The sequence below is a fragment of the Achromobacter sp. FW305-C-30-7 genome (genome assembly GCF_058783105.1).
This window is the reverse complement of record NZ_JBYSYI010000003.1, coordinates 42109-62475: the sequence shown is the minus strand read 5'-3', so window position 1 is coordinate 62475 and position 20367 is coordinate 42109. Positions and strand designations below refer to the sequence as shown.

Annotated in this window: 20 protein-coding genes; 8 read left to right on the top strand and 12 right to left on the bottom strand. The window is 67.0% G+C overall.

The genetic code is table 11. The features are described from left to right. Nucleotides 1-4 precede the first annotated feature (4 nt). Complete coding sequence (locus AC3WOB_RS11010; RefSeq protein WP_041653506.1) at nt 5-721, top strand: immunity 52 family protein; 717 nt, start codon at nt 5-7, stop codon at nt 719-721. On the opposite strand, the gene AC3WOB_RS11005 is transcribed toward AC3WOB_RS11010, so the two are convergent. After that, nucleotides 718-1665: a LysR family transcriptional regulator gene (locus AC3WOB_RS11005; RefSeq protein WP_492274992.1), complete on the bottom strand. Its 948-nt coding sequence runs from the start codon at nt 1663-1665 to the stop codon at nt 718-720. The two genes, AC3WOB_RS11010 and AC3WOB_RS11005, sit on opposite strands and share 4 nt — an antisense overlap. A 107-nt stretch (nt 1666-1772) precedes the next feature. On the opposite strand from AC3WOB_RS11005, the gene AC3WOB_RS11000 reads away from it, so the two are divergent. Genes AC3WOB_RS11000 through AC3WOB_RS10990 form a run of 3 tightly spaced genes read left to right on the top strand, consistent with a single transcriptional unit; the run spans nt 1773 to nt 4969 of the window. Beyond that, complete coding sequence (locus AC3WOB_RS11000; RefSeq protein WP_013393623.1) at nt 1773-2930, top strand: ABC transporter substrate-binding protein; 1158 nt, start codon at nt 1773-1775, stop codon at nt 2928-2930. 16 nt (nt 2931-2946) lie between these two features. Beyond that, the gene (locus AC3WOB_RS10995; protein WP_492274991.1) at nt 2947-4017 is read left to right on the top strand and encodes an aromatic ring-hydroxylating dioxygenase subunit alpha; all 1071 of its coding nucleotides are present in this window, start codon (nt 2947-2949) and stop codon (nt 4015-4017) included. A 1-nt stretch (nt 4018) separates the two neighbouring features. Next, nucleotides 4019-4969, top strand: a complete 951-nt coding sequence (locus AC3WOB_RS10990; protein WP_492274990.1) for a PDR/VanB family oxidoreductase — start codon at nt 4019-4021, stop codon at nt 4967-4969. 3 nt (nt 4970-4972) lie between these two features. On the opposite strand, the gene AC3WOB_RS10985 is transcribed toward AC3WOB_RS10990, so the two are convergent. Next, on the bottom strand, nt 4973-5632 hold the full coding sequence (locus tag AC3WOB_RS10985; RefSeq protein ID WP_013393620.1) for a GntR family transcriptional regulator: 660 nt from the start codon (nt 5630-5632) through the stop codon (nt 4973-4975). A gap of 350 nt (nt 5633-5982) precedes the next feature. Between AC3WOB_RS10985 and AC3WOB_RS10980 the strand changes: the two genes are divergently transcribed. Together AC3WOB_RS10980 and AC3WOB_RS10975 are read left to right on the top strand one after the other, a co-directional pair. Continuing rightward, nucleotides 5983-6885 carry a dihydrodipicolinate synthase family protein gene (locus AC3WOB_RS10980; RefSeq protein ID WP_013393619.1) on the top strand — a complete coding sequence of 301 codons (903 nt, stop codon included), beginning with the start codon at nt 5983-5985 and terminating at the stop codon, nt 6883-6885. 16 nt (nt 6886-6901) lie between these two features. Then, entirely contained in the window at nt 6902-7867 is a 966-nt protein-coding gene (locus tag AC3WOB_RS10975; RefSeq protein ID WP_013393618.1) for a Bug family tripartite tricarboxylate transporter substrate binding protein, read from the top strand. Between the two features lie 64 nt (nt 7868-7931). Here AC3WOB_RS10975 and AC3WOB_RS10970 read toward each other — a convergent pair whose 3' ends face one another. The 3 genes from AC3WOB_RS10970 to araD are packed head-to-tail and all read right to left on the bottom strand — an operon-like array spanning nt 7932 to nt 11478. Further along, nucleotides 7932-8921, bottom strand: coding sequence for a Bug family tripartite tricarboxylate transporter substrate binding protein (locus AC3WOB_RS10970; RefSeq protein WP_492274989.1), 990 nt, complete (start codon nt 8919-8921; stop codon nt 7932-7934). A gap of 58 nt (nt 8922-8979) precedes the next feature. After that, nucleotides 8980-9690, bottom strand: coding sequence for a ribonuclease activity regulator RraA (locus AC3WOB_RS10965; protein ID WP_013393616.1), 711 nt, complete (start codon nt 9688-9690; stop codon nt 8980-8982). Between the two features lie 57 nt (nt 9691-9747). Continuing rightward, nucleotides 9748-11478 carry an L-arabinonate dehydratase gene (gene araD, locus AC3WOB_RS10960; protein ID WP_013393615.1) on the bottom strand — a complete coding sequence of 577 codons (1731 nt, stop codon included), beginning with the start codon at nt 11476-11478 and terminating at the stop codon, nt 9748-9750. Nucleotides 11479-11601: 123 nt separating this feature from the next. On the opposite strand from araD, the gene AC3WOB_RS10955 reads away from it, so the two are divergent. Beyond that, entirely contained in the window at nt 11602-12291 is a 690-nt protein-coding gene (locus tag AC3WOB_RS10955; protein ID WP_013393614.1) for a GntR family transcriptional regulator, read from the top strand. Nucleotides 12292-12410: 119 nt separating this feature from the next. Then, nucleotides 12411-12965: a surface-adhesin E family protein gene (locus AC3WOB_RS10950; protein WP_013393613.1), complete on the top strand. Its 555-nt coding sequence runs from the start codon at nt 12411-12413 to the stop codon at nt 12963-12965. 54 nt (nt 12966-13019) lie between these two features. Here AC3WOB_RS10950 and AC3WOB_RS10945 read toward each other — a convergent pair whose 3' ends face one another. The 7 genes from AC3WOB_RS10945 to AC3WOB_RS10915 form a co-directional block, all read right to left on the bottom strand. Next, complete coding sequence (locus tag AC3WOB_RS10945; protein WP_013393612.1) at nt 13020-14312, bottom strand: O-acetylhomoserine aminocarboxypropyltransferase/cysteine synthase family protein; 1293 nt, start codon at nt 14310-14312, stop codon at nt 13020-13022. 114 nt (nt 14313-14426) lie between these two features. Further along, on the bottom strand, nt 14427-15143 hold the full coding sequence (locus AC3WOB_RS10940; protein WP_492274988.1) for an SDR family NAD(P)-dependent oxidoreductase: 717 nt from the start codon (nt 15141-15143) through the stop codon (nt 14427-14429). Between the two features lie 124 nt (nt 15144-15267). Next, nucleotides 15268-15690: a ubiquinone anaerobic biosynthesis accessory factor UbiT gene (gene ubiT, locus AC3WOB_RS10935; RefSeq protein WP_492274987.1), complete on the bottom strand. Its 423-nt coding sequence runs from the start codon at nt 15688-15690 to the stop codon at nt 15268-15270. Further along, entirely contained in the window at nt 15687-16580 is an 894-nt protein-coding gene (locus AC3WOB_RS10930; RefSeq protein WP_492275340.1) for a U32 family peptidase, read from the bottom strand. The genes ubiT and AC3WOB_RS10930 overlap by 4 nt, the downstream gene beginning before the upstream one ends. After that, on the bottom strand, nt 16577-17593 hold the full coding sequence (gene ubiU / locus AC3WOB_RS10925; RefSeq protein WP_041653498.1) for a ubiquinone anaerobic biosynthesis protein UbiU: 1017 nt from the start codon (nt 17591-17593) through the stop codon (nt 16577-16579). The genes AC3WOB_RS10930 and ubiU overlap by 4 nt, the downstream gene beginning before the upstream one ends. 78 nt (nt 17594-17671) lie before the next feature. Then, nucleotides 17672-18343: a response regulator gene (locus AC3WOB_RS10920; RefSeq protein ID WP_013393602.1), complete on the bottom strand. Its 672-nt coding sequence runs from the start codon at nt 18341-18343 to the stop codon at nt 17672-17674. Between the two features lie 11 nt (nt 18344-18354). Beyond that, complete coding sequence (locus AC3WOB_RS10915) at nt 18355-20295, bottom strand: type IV pili methyl-accepting chemotaxis transducer N-terminal domain-containing protein (protein ID WP_492274986.1); 1941 nt, start codon at nt 20293-20295, stop codon at nt 18355-18357. Nucleotides 20296-20367 lie beyond the last annotated feature (72 nt).

The following is a 20367-nucleotide window of genomic DNA, read 5'->3' as shown; positions in this document are numbered from 1 at the left end:
AGACATGCTTATCACATGCCAATTTAAAGACCCAACACATCAGTCCGGAGATTTTCCGGAAATGCTTCGTCGGCTGCGCGCGATCACAGCGTTGCTGGCAGGCAAGTCCGACGGATTGACGGAATGGTTCTCGCAGGGTGAGTCGATTGACGAAGCCAGGTTGTATCCTGCCTTCGAGGGCGACGAACCCTCGAATGCGTTCCTTGCCGTGTTGAACAACGAATATCGGCTTGACAGGTCATTTACTGCCATCTCTATTTGGAATGGCGCTGAAGAACAACGCGATGGCGTAGTTCTTGAGTTGCAAGGCAACAATAAAGGCGGTCCGTGCACTCTGACCATCTCTTACCATAAGCGGCGCGACGACCGCTTTGGCGGCGCCGCCTCGGTAAAAGATATCGTCGCCGCGATCGCCGAGCTCTTTGTCACGCAGTATGTAACTGTCTCTCCACGCTATTACTACGAGAAGCAGGTTTTCGACGACAAACCCGGCGTCGGCTGGATGCTATACCTTCCGCAAGTGATCACCGCCGAGCAAGTCCCGGAAGCCCAGGCTCTGATTCCCGTTCCTGCTGCCGGAAAAAAACAGACCGGCACCATCATCGTCAGCGTCGCGAACGAAGTGTTTTCGCTGGACAACGCCAGCCACGTCGAATTGGCGAACCGCATCGAAATGCGTCTGGTGGACCAGGATCTGCTGCCGCGCTACGCGGACCTCTAGTCAACCCGCCGCCGCTTCGGCCTCGCTCCGTCCCACGGATACCCATCGAACGTATCCTTCACCAGCTCCCGCAGCCAGATGATGGCCGGGTCCTGGTGAAAACGCGGATGCCAATGCTGCCGCAGCGCGAAGGACGGCAGCGACAATGGCGGCTCCAGCACCTTGACCACACCATAGCCGCCGAACACATTGCCCAGCTCCTGCGGCACCGTGGCGATCAGGTCCGGGTGCTGGTCCAGCAACAGCGGCACCACCAGGAAGTGCGGCGTGGACAGGAAGATGTTGCGCTTGACGCCCTGCTCCTCCAGCGCGCTGTCATAGGCTTCGGACGAACGCCCCGCCAACGTCACCACGATCTGCGGCATGCGCTGGAACTGTTCCAGCGTCAGCTCGTCGCCCACCTCCTTGTTCTTCACGCTGACCAGCGTCACGAAGCGATGCATGAACAGCTGCTGCTGAAACAGGCCCTGCGGCGCCGCGCGCAGCGATCCCAGCACCAGGTCCACCTCGCCCGAGGCCAGCAGCGGCTCGACCTGCTGCAGCGGCACCTGGCGCGTGCGCAGGGTGCAGTGCGGCGCCAGTTCGCGCAGGCGCTTGATCAGCGGCGGCAGGAACACCAGCTCGCCCATGTCCGTCATGCACAGGGTGAAGACGCGCATGGCCGAGGCCGGATCGAACTGCGCCTGCGACAGTACCTGTCCGCGTATGGTCGCCATCAGCGCCAGGATGGTCGGCGCCAGGCTCTCTGATTTCGGCGTGGGCAGCATGCCCTGGCCGGTCTTCACGAACAGCGGATCGTCGAAGAACGCGCGCAAGCGGTTCACGGCATGGCTCATGGCGCTTTGCGACAGGCCCAGCTGTTCGCCGGCGCGAGTCACGCTGCGTTCGCGCATCAGGCTGTCGAAGACCGCGAGCAGGTTGAGGTCCAGTTTCTCGTTATGCATAACGTGCATTTCCAGAATCAGGTTCATGATATTGACGCATATTCCGCCGCTATCTATCGTCTTGTCAAACGCCGCGCAGACCGGCGTTTCCACAAGGAGACAAGATCTTGAAGCCCCTTCTACACCCCGTGCGCGCGGTGCTGGTTTCGTGCGCCCTGCTGTCCTGTAGCGCCGCCTCGGCCGATGTCGGCGTAGGCGTCATCCTGTCGCTCACCGGCCCGGCCGCGTCGCTGGGCGGCCCCGCCAAAAATGCAATAGACCTGCTGCCACGCGAAGTCGCGGGCGAGGCGGTGCGCTACATCGTGCTGGACGACGCGTCCGACGCCACAGGTGCGGCCCGCGCCTTCCGGCGGCTGGTCGACGAGCACAACGTGGACGTGGTGCTGGGCACCTCGGTCACCCCCGCCACCCTGACCCTGCTGCCCATCGCGCAGGAGAAGAAGGTGCCCTTGATGAGCCTGGCGGCCGGGGCCAAGCTGGTCGAACCCATGGACGCGCAACGCCACTGGGTATTCAAGGTGGTGCAAAACGAGAACCTGATGGTGGCCAGCACCATTGCGCACATGCAGGCCGCCGGCGTGAAGTCGCTGGGCTACATCGGCTTCGCCGACGCCTACGGCGACAGCTGGCTGGCCGAAGTCTCCGCGCAGGCTGCGCGCGCCGGCATCAAGCTGGTCGCCACCGAACGCTACGTGAAGACCGACACCAGCGTCACGGCGCAGACCCTGAAGCTGCTGGCCGCGAAGCCGGACGCGGTCATCGTGGCGGCGTCCGGCACGCCCGGGGCGCTGCCGCAGAAATCGCTGCGCGAGCGCGGCTATGCCGGCCGCATCTACCAGACCTACGGCATCGCCAACCGCGAGTTCCTGCGCATCGCCGGCAAGGACGCCGAAGGCGCGCTATTCGCGGTGGGCCCGGTCGTGGTCGCCAGCCAGCTGGACGCAGCCAATCCCATACGCGCGGTCGCCATGGACCTGACGCAGCGCTATGAAGCGGCCCACGGCAAGGATTCGATGTCGGTGTTCGCGGCCAACGCCTGGGACGCCGGCATCGTGTTGCAGCAGGCATTGAAGACCACCTTGCCCAAGGCCAAGCCGGGCACGCCGGAGTTCAGGGCGGGCCTGCGCGATGCGCTGGAAGCCACGCGCGACGCCGTCACCTCGCAGGGCGTGTCCACCATGTCGCCCACCGATCACGTGGGCTATGACGAACGCGCCGCTGTCATGGTGCAGATCAAGGACGGCGCCTGGCGCTACGTCAAGTAAACACAGGAGCAAACCCATGTTCATCAAAAACACCTGGTACGTCGCGGCATGGGACCAGGAAGTCGGCGCCAACGGCCTGTTCTCGCGCACCATCATCGGCGTGCCCGTGCTCATGTACCGCGACGCTGCGGGCCGGCTGGTGGCGCTGGAAGACCGCTGCTGCCACCGCGGCGCGCCCTTGTCGGTGGGCCGGCGCGAAGGCGATTGCGTGCGCTGCATGTACCACGGCCTGAAGTTCGACCCGACCGGCGCCTGTGTCGAGGCGCCGGCGCAGGCGCGCATTCCGCCGCAGGCCAGGGTACGCACCTTCCCGGTGGTGGAGCGGCACCGCTGGATCTGGATCTGGATGGGCGATCCGGAACGCGCCGACCCGGCCCTCATCCCCGACACGCAATGGCTGGATCATCCCGACTGGCGCAGCCTGGACGGCTACATCCATTACGACGTCAACTATCTGCTGATCGCCGACAATCTGCTCGATTTCTCGCATCTGCCCTTCGTGCATCCGACCACCCTGGGCGGCAGCGAAGACTATGCCGCGGTATCGCCCAAGGTCGACCGGCTGCCCGATGGCGTGCGCATCACGCGCTGGACGCTCAATACCGAAGCGCCACCCTTCGCAAAGAAGGTCCGCGAATGGCCGGGCCTGGTGGACCGCTGGAACATCTACAACTTCACGCTGCCCGGCATCCTGCTGATGGACTCGGGCATGGCCGCGGCCGGCAACGGCGCGCAGGAAGGCAATCGCGCAGGCGCCATCGAATTCCGTGGCTGCCAGGCGCTGACGCCCGAAACCGCGACCTCGACGCACTACTTCTTCGCGCATCCGCACAACTTCTCCATCGACCAGCCCGAGGTCACCGCATCCATCCACCAGAGCGTGGTGGAAGCGTTCGACGAAGACCGCGACATCATCACCGCGCAGCAGCGCTCCTTATCCCTGGCGCCCGACTTCAAGATGGTGCCGCTGTCCATCGACGCCGCGCTGTCCCAGTTCCGCTGGGTGGTGGCGCGCCGCGTCGAGGAAGAGCAGCAGCAGGCCGCGGCTGGCGGGTCCGGCGTGCGCGCGGCGCAGGCGGTGGCCTAAGATGCGGCGCTTGATCGTCAGCCGCATCGTGCGCGAAGCGAGCGGCGTGCTTGGCCTGCACCTGCGCAGCCCCGACGGCGCCATGCTGCCGGCCTTCGAAGCCGGCGCGCATGTGGATGTGGCGCTGGGCAATGGCCTGCTCAGGCAGTACTCCCTATGCGGCGATCCGGCAGAGCGGGACGTCTACCGGCTGGGCGTCGGCCTGGCGCCCGGCTCGCGCGGCGGTTCGCGCTACGTCCATGATCAGCTGCGCGCAGGCGACCTGGTGGATATCGGCGAGCCCAGGCAATTGTTCGGACTGCACGCGCAGGCCGCCAGCCATGTCTTCATCGCGGGCGGCATAGGCATCACGCCCATCCTCAGCATGATCCATGCGTGCGTAAGGCGCGGCGAGCCCTGGCGGCTGCTGTACTGCGTGCGCGACCGCGACGCGGCCGCCTACCTGTCCGAACTTGCCGTGCACGGCGAGCGCGTGGCGCTGCACGTCGACCGCGAACAAGGTGGCGCGCGCTGCGACCTGGACGCCTACCTGGGCGGGCAGCGGGAACCGGGCCAGCATATCTATTGCTGCGGACCCGGGCCGCTGATGGACGCCGTGGCCGCCGCCTGCACACGCGCCGGCATCGCCGCGGCCCGCGTGCATTTCGAACGCTTCAGCGCCGCCACGGCCGCCGCGCCCGAGCCGGGCGCGGCCTTCACGGTACGGCTGGCGCGCAGCGGCGGCTGTCATGCAGTGCCGGCGGATAAGTCGGTGCTGGATGTACTGGAAGCGGCCGGCGTCGCCTGGCCATACTCCTGCCGCGAAGGCCTGTGCCGCAGTTGCGAAGCCGGCGTGCTGTCCGGCGCGGTGGATCACCGCGACTACGTGCTCAGCGACGAAGAACGCGCCGCCAACCGCAGCATGATGGTCTGCGTGTCGCGCGGCTGCGGCACGCTGGAACTGGACGTTTAAGCGTCAGGCCGGTTCCTGCAAGGCCGACGCATCCAGCAGATGATCGACGATGGCGAGTATCTGCTCGGCGGCCTCGGCGATGTGCCGCTCCAGCGCGGCCTCGGCCTCTTCCGCCCGGCCCTGGCGGGCGAGCGTGATCAGTTCGCTGTGTTCGTCATGGGCCTGTTGGCGGATCGGCGCGTTGACGATCTGGAAGCGGAAGTAGCGTTCGGATTTTTCGTGCAGCGCGCGCACCATGGCCAGCGCGGCGGGCCGTTGCGCCGAGCGGTACAGCAGTTCATGCAGCTGCCAGTTCAGGCGGCCCCATTGCTCGGGCTCGGCGGCGTCCATCTGCGCCACCACCTGGCTGGCCAGGTCCAGATCCTGGACCTCGCGCTGCTGCACGGCCAGGCGGAACAGCCACGGCTCCAGCCGCAGGCGGATATCGAAGAACTCCTGCACCTCGGCGCGCGACAGCATGGACACATAGGCGCCGCGGTGCGGGATCATGTCGATCAGCCCTTCGGCGCTGAGCTGGCGGATGGCCTCGCGCACCGGCAGGCGGCTCACGCCCAGTTCCTCGGCGAACAATTCCTGGCGCAGCGCGGAACCGGGAGGAATCGCGCCCGACAGGATGCGGTCGCGCAGTTCGTCGACCACCAGTTCGACGGCGGTCTTGCGCACGAGGCGGCCGGGGGTAGCGGCCGGGGGACGGGACTGCGGAGAAGCGGAAAGCGGCGAATTCTGGGACACGTATAACCTGCCTGGTTGAGCCGCCGGGCGGGAGCCGCGCGGCGTCGGGTTGCCGGAACCGGCCCCGTCCATGCCCAGGAAAACCCCGAGAGACAGCCGGTGCCCGCAGCCCGTTTAATGTGAGTATATTGGATCCATGATCCAGTTCAAGCCGCCACTCCCTGAGCGACGGTCCGAGGCCCCAGCCTCGTTTTTTTAAACCCCATATTTTTGGATCCAATATCCAATAACCAACATCCAACCGGAACCAGCCGGATGGACCACGCATCAGGAGCCGCAGCATGAGCATTCAATGGCAAGGCGTATTCCCCGCCGTCACCACCAAGCTGAAACCCGATTTTTCGCTGGACCTGGAGGCTATCCGCCAGGGACTGGAACGCCTGATCGAGAACGGCGTGGGCGGCGTGGTGATGATGGGCATGGTGGGCGAAAACGCCCAGCTCTCGCCCGAAGAGAAGTTACAGGTGCTGCGCACCGCCGTGGACACCGTGCGCGGCCGGGTGCCGGTGGTCTCGGGCGTGGCGGAAACCGGCACGGCGCGCGCCGCCGCCTTCGCCCAGGAAGCCGCGCGCATCGGCGTGAACGGCCTGATGGTGTTCCCCGGCCTGACCTACAAATCCGACGGCCGCGAAACCGTGGCCTTCTACCGCACGGTGGCGCGGGCCAGCGCCCTGCCTATCCTGCTCTACAACAACCCGCGCGGCTACGGCGTGGACCTGACCCCGGACCTGGTGGCTGAACTGCTGGAAGAGCCGACCATCGTCGCCATCAAGGAGGAGTCCTACGACACCACCCGCGTGACCGACCTGATCACGCGCTTTGGCGACCGGCTGGCCGTGATCTGCGGCGTGGACGACCTGATCCTGGAAAGCGCCGCGCTGGGCGTGACCGCCTGGGTATCGGGCATGGCCAATGCGGTGCCCAAGGCGTCCGTCGACCTGCTGAAGCTGGCCGTCGAGGGCGATTTCGTGCGGGCCCGCAAGCTCTATGCCGCGCTGACGCCGCTGTTCCACCTGGACACCGTCGTCAAGCTGGTGCAGCACATCAAGCTGGCAGAACACCTCATCACCGGCAGCGCCGAAACCGTCAAGCCGCCGCGCCTGGACCTGGCCGGGGCCGAACGCGAACGCACCATCGCCATCACCAAGCAGACGCTCGCGGACCTTTCCGCCCTGGGCTACTGATACCGGAGCCGCCACCATGCGCCCCTACCGCCTGTCCGCGCTGGCCATCAGCGCCCTGTCCGCAGTTTCCGTCCTGTCCGCCGCGCATGCCGCGGACTACCCCGCCCGCTCGATGGAACTGGTGGTCGCCTACCAGCCTGGCGGCGGCAGCGACAACACCGCGCGCGCCATCGCCGAGGCGGTGCGCCCGCCGCTGCTGGCGCAGCCCACGGTGGTGATCAACAAGCCCGGCGCCAGCGGCTCCATCGGCTGGGCCTACGTCGCCAATGCGCAGCCCGACGGCTACCGGCTGGTGCTGATGACGCCTGAAATGCTGGTGGTTCCCTTGATGGGCATAGGCAAGACCACGGTCGGCGACTTCCAGCCCATCGCGCGCTTCACCGACGATCCCTCGTCGGTCACGGTGCGCGCCGATGCGCCCTGGAAGACGGTGGAGGAATTCCTGGCGGACGCGAAGAAGAATCCCGAGCGCGTGGCGGTGTCCAACGCCGGCATAGGTACCGTGCCGCACATGGCGGCGGCGGCGCTGGGCGAGCAGGCCGGCGTGAAGTTCGTGCACGTGCCCTACCAGGGCTCGGCCCCGGCCATCATGGGCTTGCTGGCAGGCGACGTGCAGGCCACCACGGTCGCCTACGCCGAACTGCAGCAGCATGTCGAGACCGGCAAGCTGCGCACCCTGGCCGTCATGGCGCCCAAGCGCCTGGACAACCTGCCCGCCGTGCCGACCATGAAGGAGAAAGGCGCGGACCTGCAATTCAGCGTCTGGCGCGGCATCGGACTGCCCAAGGCCACGCCCGCGGACGCGGTGGAGAAATGGCGGGCCGCGGCTCGCCAGGTGGCGCAATCGCAGGACTTCCAGGCGCTGATGCGCAAGCAGAACCTGACGCCTTCGTATGCCGACCTGCCGCAGTTCACGGCCGACGTGGCGCGCCAGGAGGAGGCGTTCAAGGCGCTGGTGCCGAAGCTGAATCTGAAGCCCTGAGTTTGAATCCCTGAACGGCTGCGGGCGCGGTCGCAATGCACCGCGCCCCGCAAGCCCGGCCCGTCTACTCGACCGTCGCGCCCGACTTCTTCACCACTTCCGCCCAACGCGGAATCTCGGTCGCCATCAGCTCGCGCAACTGATCCGGCGTGCTGCCGACCAGTTCCATCCCCATGGTCTTGCCCAGCTTTTCCTGCACGTCAGGCTCTTTCAGGATTACCGCGATTTCCTGCGCCAGCTTGTCGAGAATGGGCTTGGGCGTGCCCTTGGGCGCGTACACGGCCTGCCAGGACGCCATCTGGAAACCGGGCACCCCGGCCTCCTGCATGGTCGGCACCTCGGGCGCCAGCGCGATGCGGTCCTTGGTGGTTACGGCCAACAGCTTGAGCTTGCCGGTCTGCAGCAAAGGCAGGGCAGCCGTCATCTGGTCGAACATGAAAGTCACCGCGCCGGAGGATACGTCGACCATGGCGGGCGGCGTGCCCTTGTAAGGAACATGCGTCAGCGGCACGCCTATCATGCTGGAGAACAATTCCCCGGCCAGGTGCGTGGAGGTGCCCGCGCCCGAGGACGCGAAGGTGCGCTTGCTCGGGTCGCGTTTCAACAGGGAGATCAGGTCGGCCACGGAATTCACGCCCAGGTTGGGATCCACCAGCAGCACGTTGGGCAGGTAGGCGATCAGCGAGACCGGCTCGAAATCCTTGACCGGGTCGTACTTCAGGTTCTTGTACAGGCTGGCGTTGATGGCGTGCGTGCTGATGGTGCCGCCGAACAGGGTATAGCCATCGGGCGGAGCCTTGGCCACATAGGTCGCGCCGATGCCGCCCGCCGCGCCAGGCTTGTTTTCGACGATGACGTTCTGGTGCAGGCGGTCGCCCAGCTTCTGGGCCAGCACTCGGCCCACCACGTCGGTCGAGCCGCCCACGGTGAACGGCACCACATAGGAAATCGGCTTCTGCGCGGGCCAATCGGCGGCCTGGACGGGCGCTGCCAGCGTGCCCAGCATGGCGGCGGCCAGCAGCGCGGCCAGCGCGCCGCGTCGTTGCGTATTCATGGTTGTCTCCTGCCTCTTGTTTGGCTTATGGGGTTGCCGGCTGCGCCGGCGGCAAGGCTCAGCGGCCCTGTTGCTTGCGCCACGCGGCGAATTTGTCCTTGGTGCCCGGATCCGTAGGCGGATACAGCCCCAGGATGGATGCGCCCTGCTGCACCTCGCTGGTCACGAAGTCCTCGAAGGCCGTCATTTCCACGGCCTCGATGGCGATCTCGTCGGCCAGGCCGGCGGGTATCACCACCACGCCCTCGCGGTCGCCCACCACGATGTCGCCCGGCCACACCGCCACGTCGCCGCAGCCGATGGGCGCGTTGATGTCCAAGGCTTGATGCAGGGTCAGGTTGGTGGGAGCCGAAGGCCGCTGGTGATAGGCGGCATAGCCCATTTCGGCGATCTCGGGCGAATCGCGGAAACCGCCGTCCGTCACCACGCCAGCCACGCCGCGCTTCATCAGCCGCGTGACCAGGATAGAGCCTGCCGAAGCCGCGCGCGCGTCCTTGCGGCTGTCCATCACCAGCACCGCGCCTTGCGGGCAGGTCTCGACCGCAACACGCTGCGGATGGGCGCGGTCCTCGAACACCTTGATGGTGTTCAGGTCCTCGCGGGCGGGAATGTAGCGCAGGGTGAAAGCCGGGCCGACCATATTGGGCAGCGTGGCGTTCAGCGGACGCACGTCCTGGATGAACTGGTTGCGCAAACCGCGCTTGAACAAGGCCGTGCACAGGGTGGCGGTGCTGACGCCAGCCAGGCGGGCACGGGTTTCGGGATTCATTGGGGACACGATGGCTCCGGGGGGCTGAAGACTGTGGGGATGAGGCGCGCGCGGCGCCTAGAAGATCTCGGGCTCGGGCACGGGCGCGCCGAAGCCGGTTTCCAGGAAATCGAAGTCGCAGCCGTCGTTGGCTTGCAGGATGTGCTTTGAATACATCCAACCATAGCCGCGCTCGTAGCGCTTGGGCGGCGGCGTCCAGGCGGCGCGGCGCGCGGCCAGCTCGTCGTCGCTGACGTTCAGGTGGATGCTGCGCGCGGGCACGTCCACGGTGATCAGGTCGCCCGTCTGCACCAGGGCCAACGGGCCGCCGATGTAACTTTCCGGCGCCACGTGCAGGATGCAGGCGCCGTAGCTGGTGCCGCTCATGCGCGCGTCCGACAGGCGCAGCATGTCGCGCACGCCCTGCTTCACCAGCTTGGTCGGGATCGGCAGCATGCCCCATTCCGGCATGCCGGGGCCGCCTTGCGGACCGGCGTTGCGCAGGATCATGATGTGGTCGGCGGTGACGTCCAGGTCTTCGTCGTCCACTGCCGCCTTCATGCTGGGGTAGTCGTCGAACACCAGGGCCGGGCCGGTATGGCGCAAGTACTGCGGCGCGCAGGCGCTGGGCTTGATGACGCAACCGTCCGGCGCGATATTGCCGCGCAGCACGGCCAGTGCGCCTTCGTCGTAGATGGCCCGGTCCAGCGGACGGATCACGTCGTCGTTGTAGACCTCGGCGCCGGCGATGTTCTCGCCCAGCGTCTTGCCGGTGACGGTCATGGCGGACCTGTCCAGATGGTCGTGCAAGCGCGACATCAGCGCCGGCAGTCCGCCCGCGTAGAAGAAGTCTTCCATCAGATAGGTGTCGCCGCTGGGCCGGATGTTCGCGATGACCGGCACCTTGCGGCTGGCGGCGTCGAAGTCGTCCAGGCCCACGGCGCAGCCGGCGCGGCGCGACATGGCGACCAGGTGCACGATGGCGTTGGTCGAACAGCCCATGGCCATGGCCACGTTGATGGCGTTCTTGAAGGACGCCAGGCTCAGGATGCGTTGCGGCGTCAGGTCTTCCCAGACCATCTCCACCACGCGCCGGCCGCACTCGGCCGACATGCGCATGTGGTTGACGTCCGCCGCCGGGATCGAGGACGCGCCCGGCAGCGTCATGCCTATGGCTTCGGCGATGGCGGTCATGGTGCTGGCGGTGCCCATGGTCATGCAGGTGCCGTAGCTGCGGGCGATGCCGCCTTCGACCTCGGTCCATTGCTCCTGCGTGATCTTGCCGGCGCGGCGCTCGTCCCAGAGTTTCCAGGCATCCGACCCGGACCCCAGGATCTTGCCCTTCCAGTTGCCGCGCAGCATGGGGCCGGCCGGCACGTAGACACAGGGCAGCCCGGCGCTGACCGCGCCCATGAGCAGGCCTGGCGTGGTCTTGTCGCAGCCGCCCATGAGCACGGCGCCATCCACCGGATGGCTGCGCAGCAGTTCCTCGGTTTCCATGGCCAGGAAGTTGCGGTACAGCATGGTGGTCGGCTTGACGAAGGATTCCGACACTGAAATCGCCGGCAACTCCACCGGAAAGCCGCCCGCCTGGAACACGCCGCGCTTCACGTCCTCGACGCGCTGCTTGAAGTGGCTGTGGCAGGGATTCAGGTCCGACCAGGTATTGATGATGGCAATGATGGGGCGGCCCGCCCAGTCGTCGGGGCCGTACCCCATCTGCATCATGCGGGAGCGATGGCCGAAGGAGCGCAGGTCGTCCTTGGCCATCCAGGCGGCGCTGCGCAGGCTTTCGTAGGAGCGTTTCATAGGGGCGTGAAGGTGTTTCGTGATGGCCACCCGGTCATTTAAACACTAATACATTAGTGCGTCAGCTAGGTAAAAACCCGCTAAACTCCGTTACTCTTCAGGCCCCACTCCGCACGCGACCCGATGCAAAGCACCAAGCTCAGACTGGACCGCTCGCGCCACGCCGCGCCACAGGTCTTCGAACACCTACGCGAACAGATCTTGTCGCTGGAACTCGCGCCCGGCGCGCCGCTGTCGCGCATCACGCTGGCGGAAACCTACGGCCTGAGCCAGACCCCGATCCGCGACGCACTGATGCGCCTGGCCGAGGAGGCGCTGGTCGAGATCTACCCGCAGCACACCACGGTAGTCAGCCGCATCGACGTGGCCGCCGCCCGCGAGGCGCATTTCCTGCGCCGCTCGCTGGAACTGGAGATCGTGCAGATGCTGGCGCAGCGTCCGGACCCGCAGCTGTTCCAGCGCCTGCAAGCCAGCATCGACCTGCAGCGCGCCAGCCATGCCAGCGCCCAGTACCAGCGTTTCATCGACGCCGACCAGGCCTTCCACCGCGACATGCACGAGGCCGCGGGCGTGATCCGGCTGTGGGAACTGGCGCAGCGCTACAGCGGCCACCTGGATCGCCTGCGCCGCCTGCACCTGCCCGAAGCCGGCAAGGCCGAGCGCATCCTGGACGATCACCAGCGCCTGCTGGACGCCATCGCCGCGCAGGATCCACAGCGCGCCCAACAGGTACTGCGCGAACACCTTTCGGGCACCCTCAGCCAGGTGGCCGAGATCTGCAAGCGCTATCCAGAATATGTGCTGACGCCTTAGGAGGCGTCGCCCCTAAGGCATTTGCGCGCCGCGCGTACCCGCCCTGCCCGGTATGATCGGGTACACGCCATGGCCACAAGCTTGGCGACGGCGCGCCGCGCCACCACCGGAAAACACCAATGACCGCAAGGCACGCAACCCTGATCGCCCTGGCCGTGACCGCCTGGGTCCACCCCGCGCAGGCGGCCCCGCCCGACGCCTGCGCAACCATTACGGTGCGCGAAGGCGATCCCGTGCCCGCCGACGCCTGCGCCGTGAACATCGTGCCGCGCGATCCCGGCCCCGGCGGCATGCTGTCCGCCGAACCCGACTGGCTGCCCGTAGACCCGCAAGCCATGCCGGGCGTGTTCTACGACAGCGCATCGATCAAAGTGGTATCGGAGCGTCCGGCCGTCATGGCCGTGAACGTGGCCTGGTTCTACGCCCAGCCCAAGATCTCCGCGGCCAATGGGCAACCCTACCGCTCCGTGACCCAGCCGGTCACCATGAACTGCACCGCCGGCACCTATACCGCCAGCCAGGTCGTGCACCATGCAGGCGAGAACGCGACCGGCCCCATTGTGGAGTCGCTGCCCCCGCCCACCATCCGCAATGCGCCGATCGCGCAAGACCCCGTGCAGCGCAAACTGCGCGAGATGGTTTGCCCGGCCAATGGCAAAGGCGCGCGCAAGTAAGGCGCCGCCGACGCGGGCAATCCCGCGGGTGGCTTCAGCACATGGCCAGGCCGGTCACACCTGCGCCAGAGCCTGATCCAGATCGGCCAGCAGGTCGTCGATGTGCTCGATGCCGATGGACAGGCGCACGGTCTCCTCGCGCACGCCGGCCTTCTGCAGCTCTTCGGGATTTAGCTGGCGGTGCGTGGTGGACGCGGGGTGCGTGGCCAGCGACTTGGAGTCGCCGATGTTGACCAGGCGGGTGAACAGCTGCAGCGCGTCCTGGAAGCGCGCGCCGGCCTCGCGGCCGCCCTTCACGCCGAAGGTGAACAGGCCAGGCGCCTTGCCGCCCAGGTACTTCTGCGCCAAGGCGTGGTCGGGATGGTCCGGCAGGCCCGCATAGTTGACCCATTCCACCTTCGGATGTTCGCGCAGGTAGTTGGCGATCTTGACGGTGTTCTCGACGATGCGGTCCACGCGCAACGCCAGGGTCTCGATGCCTTGCAGGATCTGGAACGAGTTGAAAGGCGAGATCGCCGCGCCGGTATTGCGCAGCGGCACCACGCGGGCGCGGCCGATGTAGGCGGCCGGACCGAAGGCTTCGGTATAGACCACGCCGTGGTAGCTGACGTCCGGCGTGTTCAGGCGCTTGAAGCGCTCTTTGTGCTCGCCCCAGGGGAACTTGCCCGAGTCGATGATGGCTCCGCCCAGGCTGGTGCCGTGGCCGCCCAGGTACTTGGTCAGCGACTGCACCACGATGTCGGCGCCGTGCTCGATGGGGCGCAGCAGGTAAGGCGACGGCACGGTGTTGTCGACGATCAGCGGCAGGCCGTGGCGGTGCGCCAGTTCGGCCAGTGCGGCGATGTCGGTGATGTTGCCCAGCGGGTTGCCGACGGATTCCGCGAAGATGGCCTTGGTGCGGTCGTCGATCTGGGCCTCGAAGGCGGCCAGATCGGACGGATTGGCGAAACGCGTGGTGATGCCGTACTGCGGCAGCGTGTGCGCGAACAGGTTGTAGGTGCCGCCGTACAGCGTGCTGGACGAGACGATGTTGTCGCCCGCTTCGGCGATGGTCAGGATGGCGTAGGTCACCGCGGCCTGGCCCGAGGCCAGCGCCAGCGCGGCGATGCCGCCTTCCAGGGCCGCCACGCGCTGCTCCAGCACGTCGGTGGTCGGGTTCATGATGCGGGTGTAGATATTGCCCGGCACCTTGAGGTCGAACAGATCGGCGCCATGCTGCGTGTCGTCGAACGCATAGGCCACGGTCTGGTAGATGGGCACGGCCACGGCGCGCGTGGTCGGATCGGGGCGATAGCCGCCATGCACGGCAATGGTCTCTAGCCGCCACGGCTTATTCGATTGGGTCACGCGTGTCTCCTTGTTGATGCTGATGGCGAGGTATGCAGTCCAGGCCGGATTGTAGTTATGCGGGCGGAATATGGATACCGCTCGGGGCTCATAACCATATCACCGCGCGGCGCATCAGAACCGCTCGTCCATCAGCGCCGGCATCACGATCTCCCGCACGAACGAGGCATCGGACAGATTCAGCAGCGCGCGTGTCATCGCCACCACGTCGTGCACCGGTATCAAACCGCCCTCTCCCCGCACGCTGGCCGCGTCGCGCGGCACGTCCAGACCGTCTTGCGTATTCAGGTAGCCCAATTGCAAGCAGGTCACCGCCAGCCGGCGCGACCTGAAGCTTTCGCGCAAAGCGTCGGCGATGCCACGCAGCGCGTGCTTGGACGCGCCGAACGTAACCTCGGGACGGCCGCTGCCGGCCAGCGCGGAGGTCGAGCCAGTCAGTATGACTTGCGGCCTGCGCGCGCCCAGGACGCGCGGTATCAGGCGTTGCAGCAACAGGATGGTCGCGGTGACGTTGATGTCGACCATCCGCGCGATCTCTGTCGGCGTATCCGCCAGAAAGTCGTAGTCCTGGCTGAACGCATGCTCTTCCCACACGCCCAGGTTGTAGAGGACGGCGTCCAGTTCATCCGGGGCTTGCGCGGCGATCTGCTCGACGGCCGCCTCGGGCTGCGACAGGTCCGCTTCGATCCAGCGCAGTTCGCAGCCCGGCGGGACGACGATGTCCGACCGCGCGCGGCGGGCCACGCCCACGATCAGCGAGGCATCCTGGCCCAGCCCCTCGACGAATGCCCTGCCCAGCCCCTTGCTGGCGCCCACAACCATGACCCGCATTGCTACCTCCGTTCGATCGCGCCCGGGAATGCGGCAACGCTTCCCGCAGCAAAGACGCCCGGTATAGCACGATCCGTGGTGGATTCCCGCAATGCCCGCAGGCGCTGGCGGACAATGCTCGCCGCTAGCGCACCGCGCCTTGCAGCCACGCCGGCCGTGGCGCGGCATCCAGCCAGTTCTTGACGATCAGGCCCAGCTCGGTATCGCCCGAGATCCGCAGCCGGCGTTGGAAGAACAAGGTGTCGGCGTCCGTCTCGGAACGCATCAAGGCCAGCAGATCGGCCAGCCTGGCGCCTAGTTCCAGCTCAGCGGCGGCGCCGTTCCATATCGGGCGAAAGGCGCCCTGGCGCACGGCGAAGCTGCTGCGCAGGCCCAGGTCCTCGACGGTGATGGCGAAGCTGCGGCCTTCCAGTTCTGCTGGCGGCGTCAGCCACTTCAGCCGCCGCGCCAGTTCCAGCCCCGCGGTGAAATGCAGCGAGACGAACGGCGCGGGCAAGCGCCGGCCCAGCCTGGCGAACACGCCGGGCACTTGAATCGCTGCGCTCATGCGGCGGCCTCCAGCAGATCGATGCCGGGCTTGCCGTGAAAATAGCCGTTGCAGCGGGCCATGCCCGCCGGCGGTTGCACCTCTGTCGGCGCCAGGCCGCGCCGCGTCGCATCGAGCGCGGCGATCGCTTCCAGCGTGCCGGCCGATTGCGGGCTCACCCGCAGCACCTGCACCCCCATGGCAGCAAGCTCCGGCGCCTGCGACAGCAGATCCAGACAGGCGCCCGACTGCACCTGGATGCCGTTGATCGCCAGGAAATCGCGCGATTCCCGCGTACGCATGTCCAGCCCGTCCGGATGTTCGATGCAGCGAAAGCCGCAATCGTCCTTCTTCAGGCGGAAATGCCGCGCCGTGAAGCAGCGCGCCGAGAACGCCAGCGCCATGCGGCCCCACACCATGACTTCCGCTTCCAGGCCCACGGGCTTTTCGGCCATCAGGCGTGCCAGCGTCTTGCTGTCCATTTCCAGCGGCGCGACGAAGCGTGCCGCTCCGCGCCCGGCCAGCCATTCCAGGGTGCCGCCGTGATAGGCATTGATATGGGGACCAGCCACGAAGAAGCGGCCGTTCAGGTGCCGCACCGCGCCCAGTTCGCCAGCCTCGACCATGAAGTCGTCCTGTCCGCAAAGCTTCTTCAGCGCGCTGGCTTCCGCGCCGGTCTCGATCAGGGTGCGGCCCGACAGCACCACCGTCTTGCCCGCGTCGCGCAGGTCGCGCGCCAGCTCCAGCCAATCCTCGGCGCGCAGTTCGTGCCTGCGGCTGCAGACGGTTTCGCCCACGTAGATGATGTCGGCGGGGCTGTCGGCCAAGGCCGCGTAGAAATCCAGCGTCTGCTGGCGCGGCCAGTAGTACTGCAACGGTGCAACCGATATCTGGTATGCGCTAGGTTTCATTTCCATGGACGTTCGAATGCGCCTTGCGTGACTTGGGAACCCTCGGAATGGCGCGCCAGCATGGCGTTCCATTCGGGACGGGGCGAAAAACGGGAGGCGTCCGCGTGCGCGCCATCCAAGGCCGCGCGCAGCGTCGACACCACCTGGGTGACATAGGCCGGGCTGCGCTGCCGCCCTTCGATCTTGATGGCCGACACGCCCATCTCCGCCAGGCGCGGCAAGAGGCCGATGGCGTTCAAGCTGGTCGGCTCCTCCAGCGCGTGGTCGGCCTGGCCATCCACGTCGAAACGGCCCTTGCACAGGGTGGGATACGCCGCCGGTTCGCCCGGCTCGTAGCGGTCGATCAGGATGCCGTTCAGGCGCGCGTCCATGCGGCCGTTCTCTTCCGACCAGCGCACCGCATGCGCGGGCGAACAGACGCCCTTGTTGTTGGGGGAATCGCCGGTGGCGTAGGACGACAACAGGCAACGGCCCTCAGCCATGACGCACAGGCTGCCGAAGCCGAACACCTCGACCTCGACGCTGACGTTGGCGCAGATGCGCGCGATCTCGGCCAGGGTCAACACGCGCGGCAGCACCACGCGGCGGATGCCGAACTGTTCCTTCATCAGCTCGATGGCGTCGGCGTGGGTGGCGGACCCCTGCACCGACAGGTGCAGGCGCAGGTCGGGATAGCGGTCGCTGGCGTAGGCCAGCAACCCGGCGTCGGCCATGATGACGGCATCGGCGCCCAGCCCGTGGGCCGCATCCACGGCGGCGCGCCACTCCGGCGCCCTGCCCGCCTGCACAAACGTATTGATAGCGAACAGCACTTGGCGCCCGCGGCTGTGGGCCAGCTCCACGCCTGCGCGGATGTCGCTTTCGGTGAAGTTGAGCCCGGCGAAGTTGCGGGCGTTGGTGGCGTTCTTGAGCCCGAGGTAGACGGTGTCGGCGCCGGCGTCGATGGCGGCCTTCAGCGCGGCCAGGCTGCCGGCGGGGGCCACGAGCTCCATGGGAGAGGTTCGAGTTTCCATGCCGGCCAGTCTATGGGGCCGCCACGCCCCTGGCCTTGTCGCAGATCAAACGGTGCATGCTGAGCGCCGCGCGCGGACCTATTCTTCGGTGTACAGCCCGTGCTCCACGGCGTACACCGCGACCTGCACGCGGCTGGTCAGGTTCAGTTTCTTCAGCACGTTCTGCACGTGGATCTTGACCGTGCTTTCGCTCACGTCGAGTTCGCGCGCGATGACCTTGTTGCTGGCGCCGCGCGCCAGCCATTGCACGATCTGGGTCTCGCGCGCGGTCAGACGATGGCGCTCGGCGCTGCCTGCCGCCTGCGGCGCCTGCGCCGCCAGGCTGGCCTGGCCGCGGAACTGCTCGACCAGCTTGGCGGTCATGCTCTCGGCGATGACCGGCTCGCCGCCCGCGGCGCGGCGGATCGCTGCCGTCAACGCGTCGGCGTCGATGTTCTTGACCAGGTAGCCGCGCGCGCCGTCGCGCAGCGCCTGGCCCAGTTCGTCGGCCTCTTCCGACACCGTCAGGATGATGACCGCACAGGCAGGAAGTTCCTGGGTCAGCAGCTGCAGGGTTTCCAATCCGGACAGGCCCGGCAGGTTGAGGTCCAGCAGGACCACGTCGGGCTTGAGCTCCTTGGCACGCTTCAGGCCTTCGACGCCGTCGCCGGCCTCGGCCACGACCTCGAAATCGGGCTGGCGTTGCAACAGCAGGCGCACGCCCGAGCGGAACAGGGTGTGGTCGTCGACGAGGAGGATACGGATGGGCATGGTCGGAAGGTTCAGGCGGCCTGGCGTTCGCTGCCGGGCAGGGTCAGCGCGACGCGCGTGCCGGCGCCGGGCTGCGATTCAAGTTTTATCACGGCGCGCATGCGAGCGGCGCGCTCGCGCATGATGTGCAGGCCCACATGCGATTCGCCGCGCTCCGCGACCTCGGCGGGATCGTAGCCCTGGCCGTCGTCGGCGATGACCAGGCTGAAGTCGCGGTCATTGGCGACATCGATGCGCACATGGCTGGCTTCGGAATGCTTGCGCACATTGGACAGCGCCTCTTGCAAGATGAACAGCACCTGCAACTGCTCGTCAGGCGGCAACGGCGCGCCCTCGCCCCGTCCGAAGCGCAATTCGGTCTCGATCCCGGTCTGGCGCCGGAAACGCGCCACGGTGTCTTCGATGGCGGCCTGCAGGTCGCCCTGCGACAGCTTGGTGCGGAAGTTGGTCAGCAGCTCGCGCACGTCCTGGTAGCTTTCGTCCACGCCAGTGCGCAGCAACGGCAGGATCTCGTCGATTTCCGCCTGGTCGCCGCGCTTGACGGCTGCGTCCAGCATCTGCAACTGCAGGTTCAGGAAGTTCAGGCCCTGGGCCAGGCTGTCGTGCAGCCCCTGCGCCACCAGCCCGCGCTCGCGCACCACCGCCAGCTGCCGCGCCTGGGCGCTCAGGCGGCGGTTGTCCAGGGCCACGCCCAGATGCTGGCCCAGCGTTTCCAGCAGCTGCGATTCGGCCGGCGACAGGCGGCGTTGCTGGCGGAAATGCAGGGAGTACGACCCCAGCACCTCGTCGCGCGTGACGATGCGGAACACGGCCACGCTGGCAAAGCCGTCGCGCTGGCAGTTCAGTTCCATCGCCGGCGGCGACTCGCGGAAATCCTGGATGACGATGACCCCGGCCTGCCGCGTGGCGACGCCGCAATAGCAGTCGTTCACCCGCATGCAATGCTCGGATTCGACCAGCTCGTCCGACAGCCCGACCGACACCATCAGATTGAGTTGCTCGTTGTTGGGATCCAGCGCCCGGATGCTGCCGCCTTCGGCGTCGAATTGCAGCATCACGCGCCGCAGAAAGCCGTCGCACAGCGCTTCGATCTCGTTGGGCTGGTTCAGGAAGGCGGCCATGTCGTAGAGCGCGCCGATATCGCGGTTCTGCGCGGCCAGCTGGGCGGTCTTCTCTTCGACACGCCGTTCCAGGCCGGTGTACAGATCCTGCAACTCATCGGCCATGCGGTTGTAGCCGCGCGCCAGCACGCCGAACTCGTCCTGGCTTTCCACCGGCAGCCGGGTGCTGAATTCCCTGGCAGCCATGCGTTGCAGGCCGTCGCGCAGCCGCAGCACCGGCGAAATGATCCAGAGATACAGCAGGTAGATCATCGCCAGCGTGCCGGCGCTGGCAATCGCGGCCAGCACGCCCTGCGACAGCCGCAGCGAGGTGGTCTTGCCGGCGTTGTCCTGTTCGATCATGCGCACCAGCGTATCCGCCCGGGCCACGAACTCCGGCAAGGTTTCCAGATAGGTCGCGGCGTCCGGCTGCGCCAGGGCGCGCCTGGCGGCCGGCTTCATGATGTCGTACCAGTAGGCGGCCACGTCATGCCATTGCTTGCGGATCGCCTCGTCGTTGGGAATGAATAGCGGGCGCGCCGGATTGCCGCGCGCCAGCCGGGCGATGGTGTCGTCCATCAGCTGGACCTGCTCATTGGTGCGGAACTCGCGCCCTGCCTGCGGACGCATCAGTTCGACCGCCACGCGATTGGCCCGCATGCGCAGGCTGCCCGTGTCGTTGATGGCCGCGCCCGCGCCTTCCAGCTGCCAGGACAGCCACAGCGTCCAGCTGACCATGGACAGCACCACCACCAGCGCCACCAGGGAACTGATGACGATGCGCGTGGACAGGCGATGCCGGGGCGAAGGCAGGCCGTCGGGTCCGGCGGCGGCGGTATCGGTAGGCTTCATGGCTTTCAACGCGGTCTTGCTTGAGGAATGCGGCGGGTTCCAGTGTAGCCGCTGCGCCTCCAGCGCCGGCCG

Bases quoted from the DNA above. Each gene is read 5' to 3' on its own strand.
- AC3WOB_RS11010 (WP_041653506.1), top strand. From the start codon at position 5: ATGCTTATCACATGCCAATTTAAAGACCCAACACATCAGTCCGGAGAT.
- AC3WOB_RS11005 (WP_492274992.1), bottom strand. From the start codon at position 1,665: ATGCATAACGAGAAACTGGACCTCAACCTGCTCGCGGTCTTCGACAGC.
- AC3WOB_RS10995 (WP_492274991.1), top strand. From the start codon at position 2,947: ATGTTCATCAAAAACACCTGGTACGTCGCGGCATGGGACCAGGAAGTC.
- AC3WOB_RS10990 (WP_492274990.1), top strand. From the start codon at position 4,019: ATGCGGCGCTTGATCGTCAGCCGCATCGTGCGCGAAGCGAGCGGCGTG.
- AC3WOB_RS10980 (WP_013393619.1), top strand. From the start codon at position 5,983: ATGAGCATTCAATGGCAAGGCGTATTCCCCGCCGTCACCACCAAGCTG.
- AC3WOB_RS10975 (WP_013393618.1), top strand. From the start codon at position 6,902: ATGCGCCCCTACCGCCTGTCCGCGCTGGCCATCAGCGCCCTGTCCGCA.
- AC3WOB_RS10970 (WP_492274989.1), bottom strand. From the start codon at position 8,921: ATGAATACGCAACGACGCGGCGCGCTGGCCGCGCTGCTGGCCGCCGCC.
- AC3WOB_RS10965 (WP_013393616.1), bottom strand. From the start codon at position 9,690: ATGAATCCCGAAACCCGTGCCCGCCTGGCTGGCGTCAGCACCGCCACC.
- araD (WP_013393615.1), bottom strand. From the start codon at position 11,478: ATGAAACGCTCCTACGAAAGCCTGCGCAGCGCCGCCTGGATGGCCAAG.
- AC3WOB_RS10955 (WP_013393614.1), top strand. From the start codon at position 11,602: ATGCAAAGCACCAAGCTCAGACTGGACCGCTCGCGCCACGCCGCGCCA.
- AC3WOB_RS10950 (WP_013393613.1), top strand. From the start codon at position 12,411: ATGACCGCAAGGCACGCAACCCTGATCGCCCTGGCCGTGACCGCCTGG.
- AC3WOB_RS10940 (WP_492274988.1), bottom strand. From the start codon at position 15,143: ATGCGGGTCATGGTTGTGGGCGCCAGCAAGGGGCTGGGCAGGGCATTC.
- ubiT (WP_492274987.1), bottom strand. From the start codon at position 15,690: ATGAGCGCAGCGATTCAAGTGCCCGGCGTGTTCGCCAGGCTGGGCCGG.
- AC3WOB_RS10930 (WP_492275340.1), bottom strand. From the start codon at position 16,580: ATGAAACCTAGCGCATACCAGATATCGGTTGCACCGTTGCAGTACTAC.
- ubiU (WP_041653498.1), bottom strand. From the start codon at position 17,593: ATGGAAACTCGAACCTCTCCCATGGAGCTCGTGGCCCCCGCCGGCAGC.
- AC3WOB_RS10920 (WP_013393602.1), bottom strand. From the start codon at position 18,343: ATGCCCATCCGTATCCTCCTCGTCGACGACCACACCCTGTTCCGCTCG.
- AC3WOB_RS10915 (WP_492274986.1), bottom strand. From the start codon at position 20,295: ATGAAGCCTACCGATACCGCCGCCGCCGGACCCGACGGCCTGCCTTCG.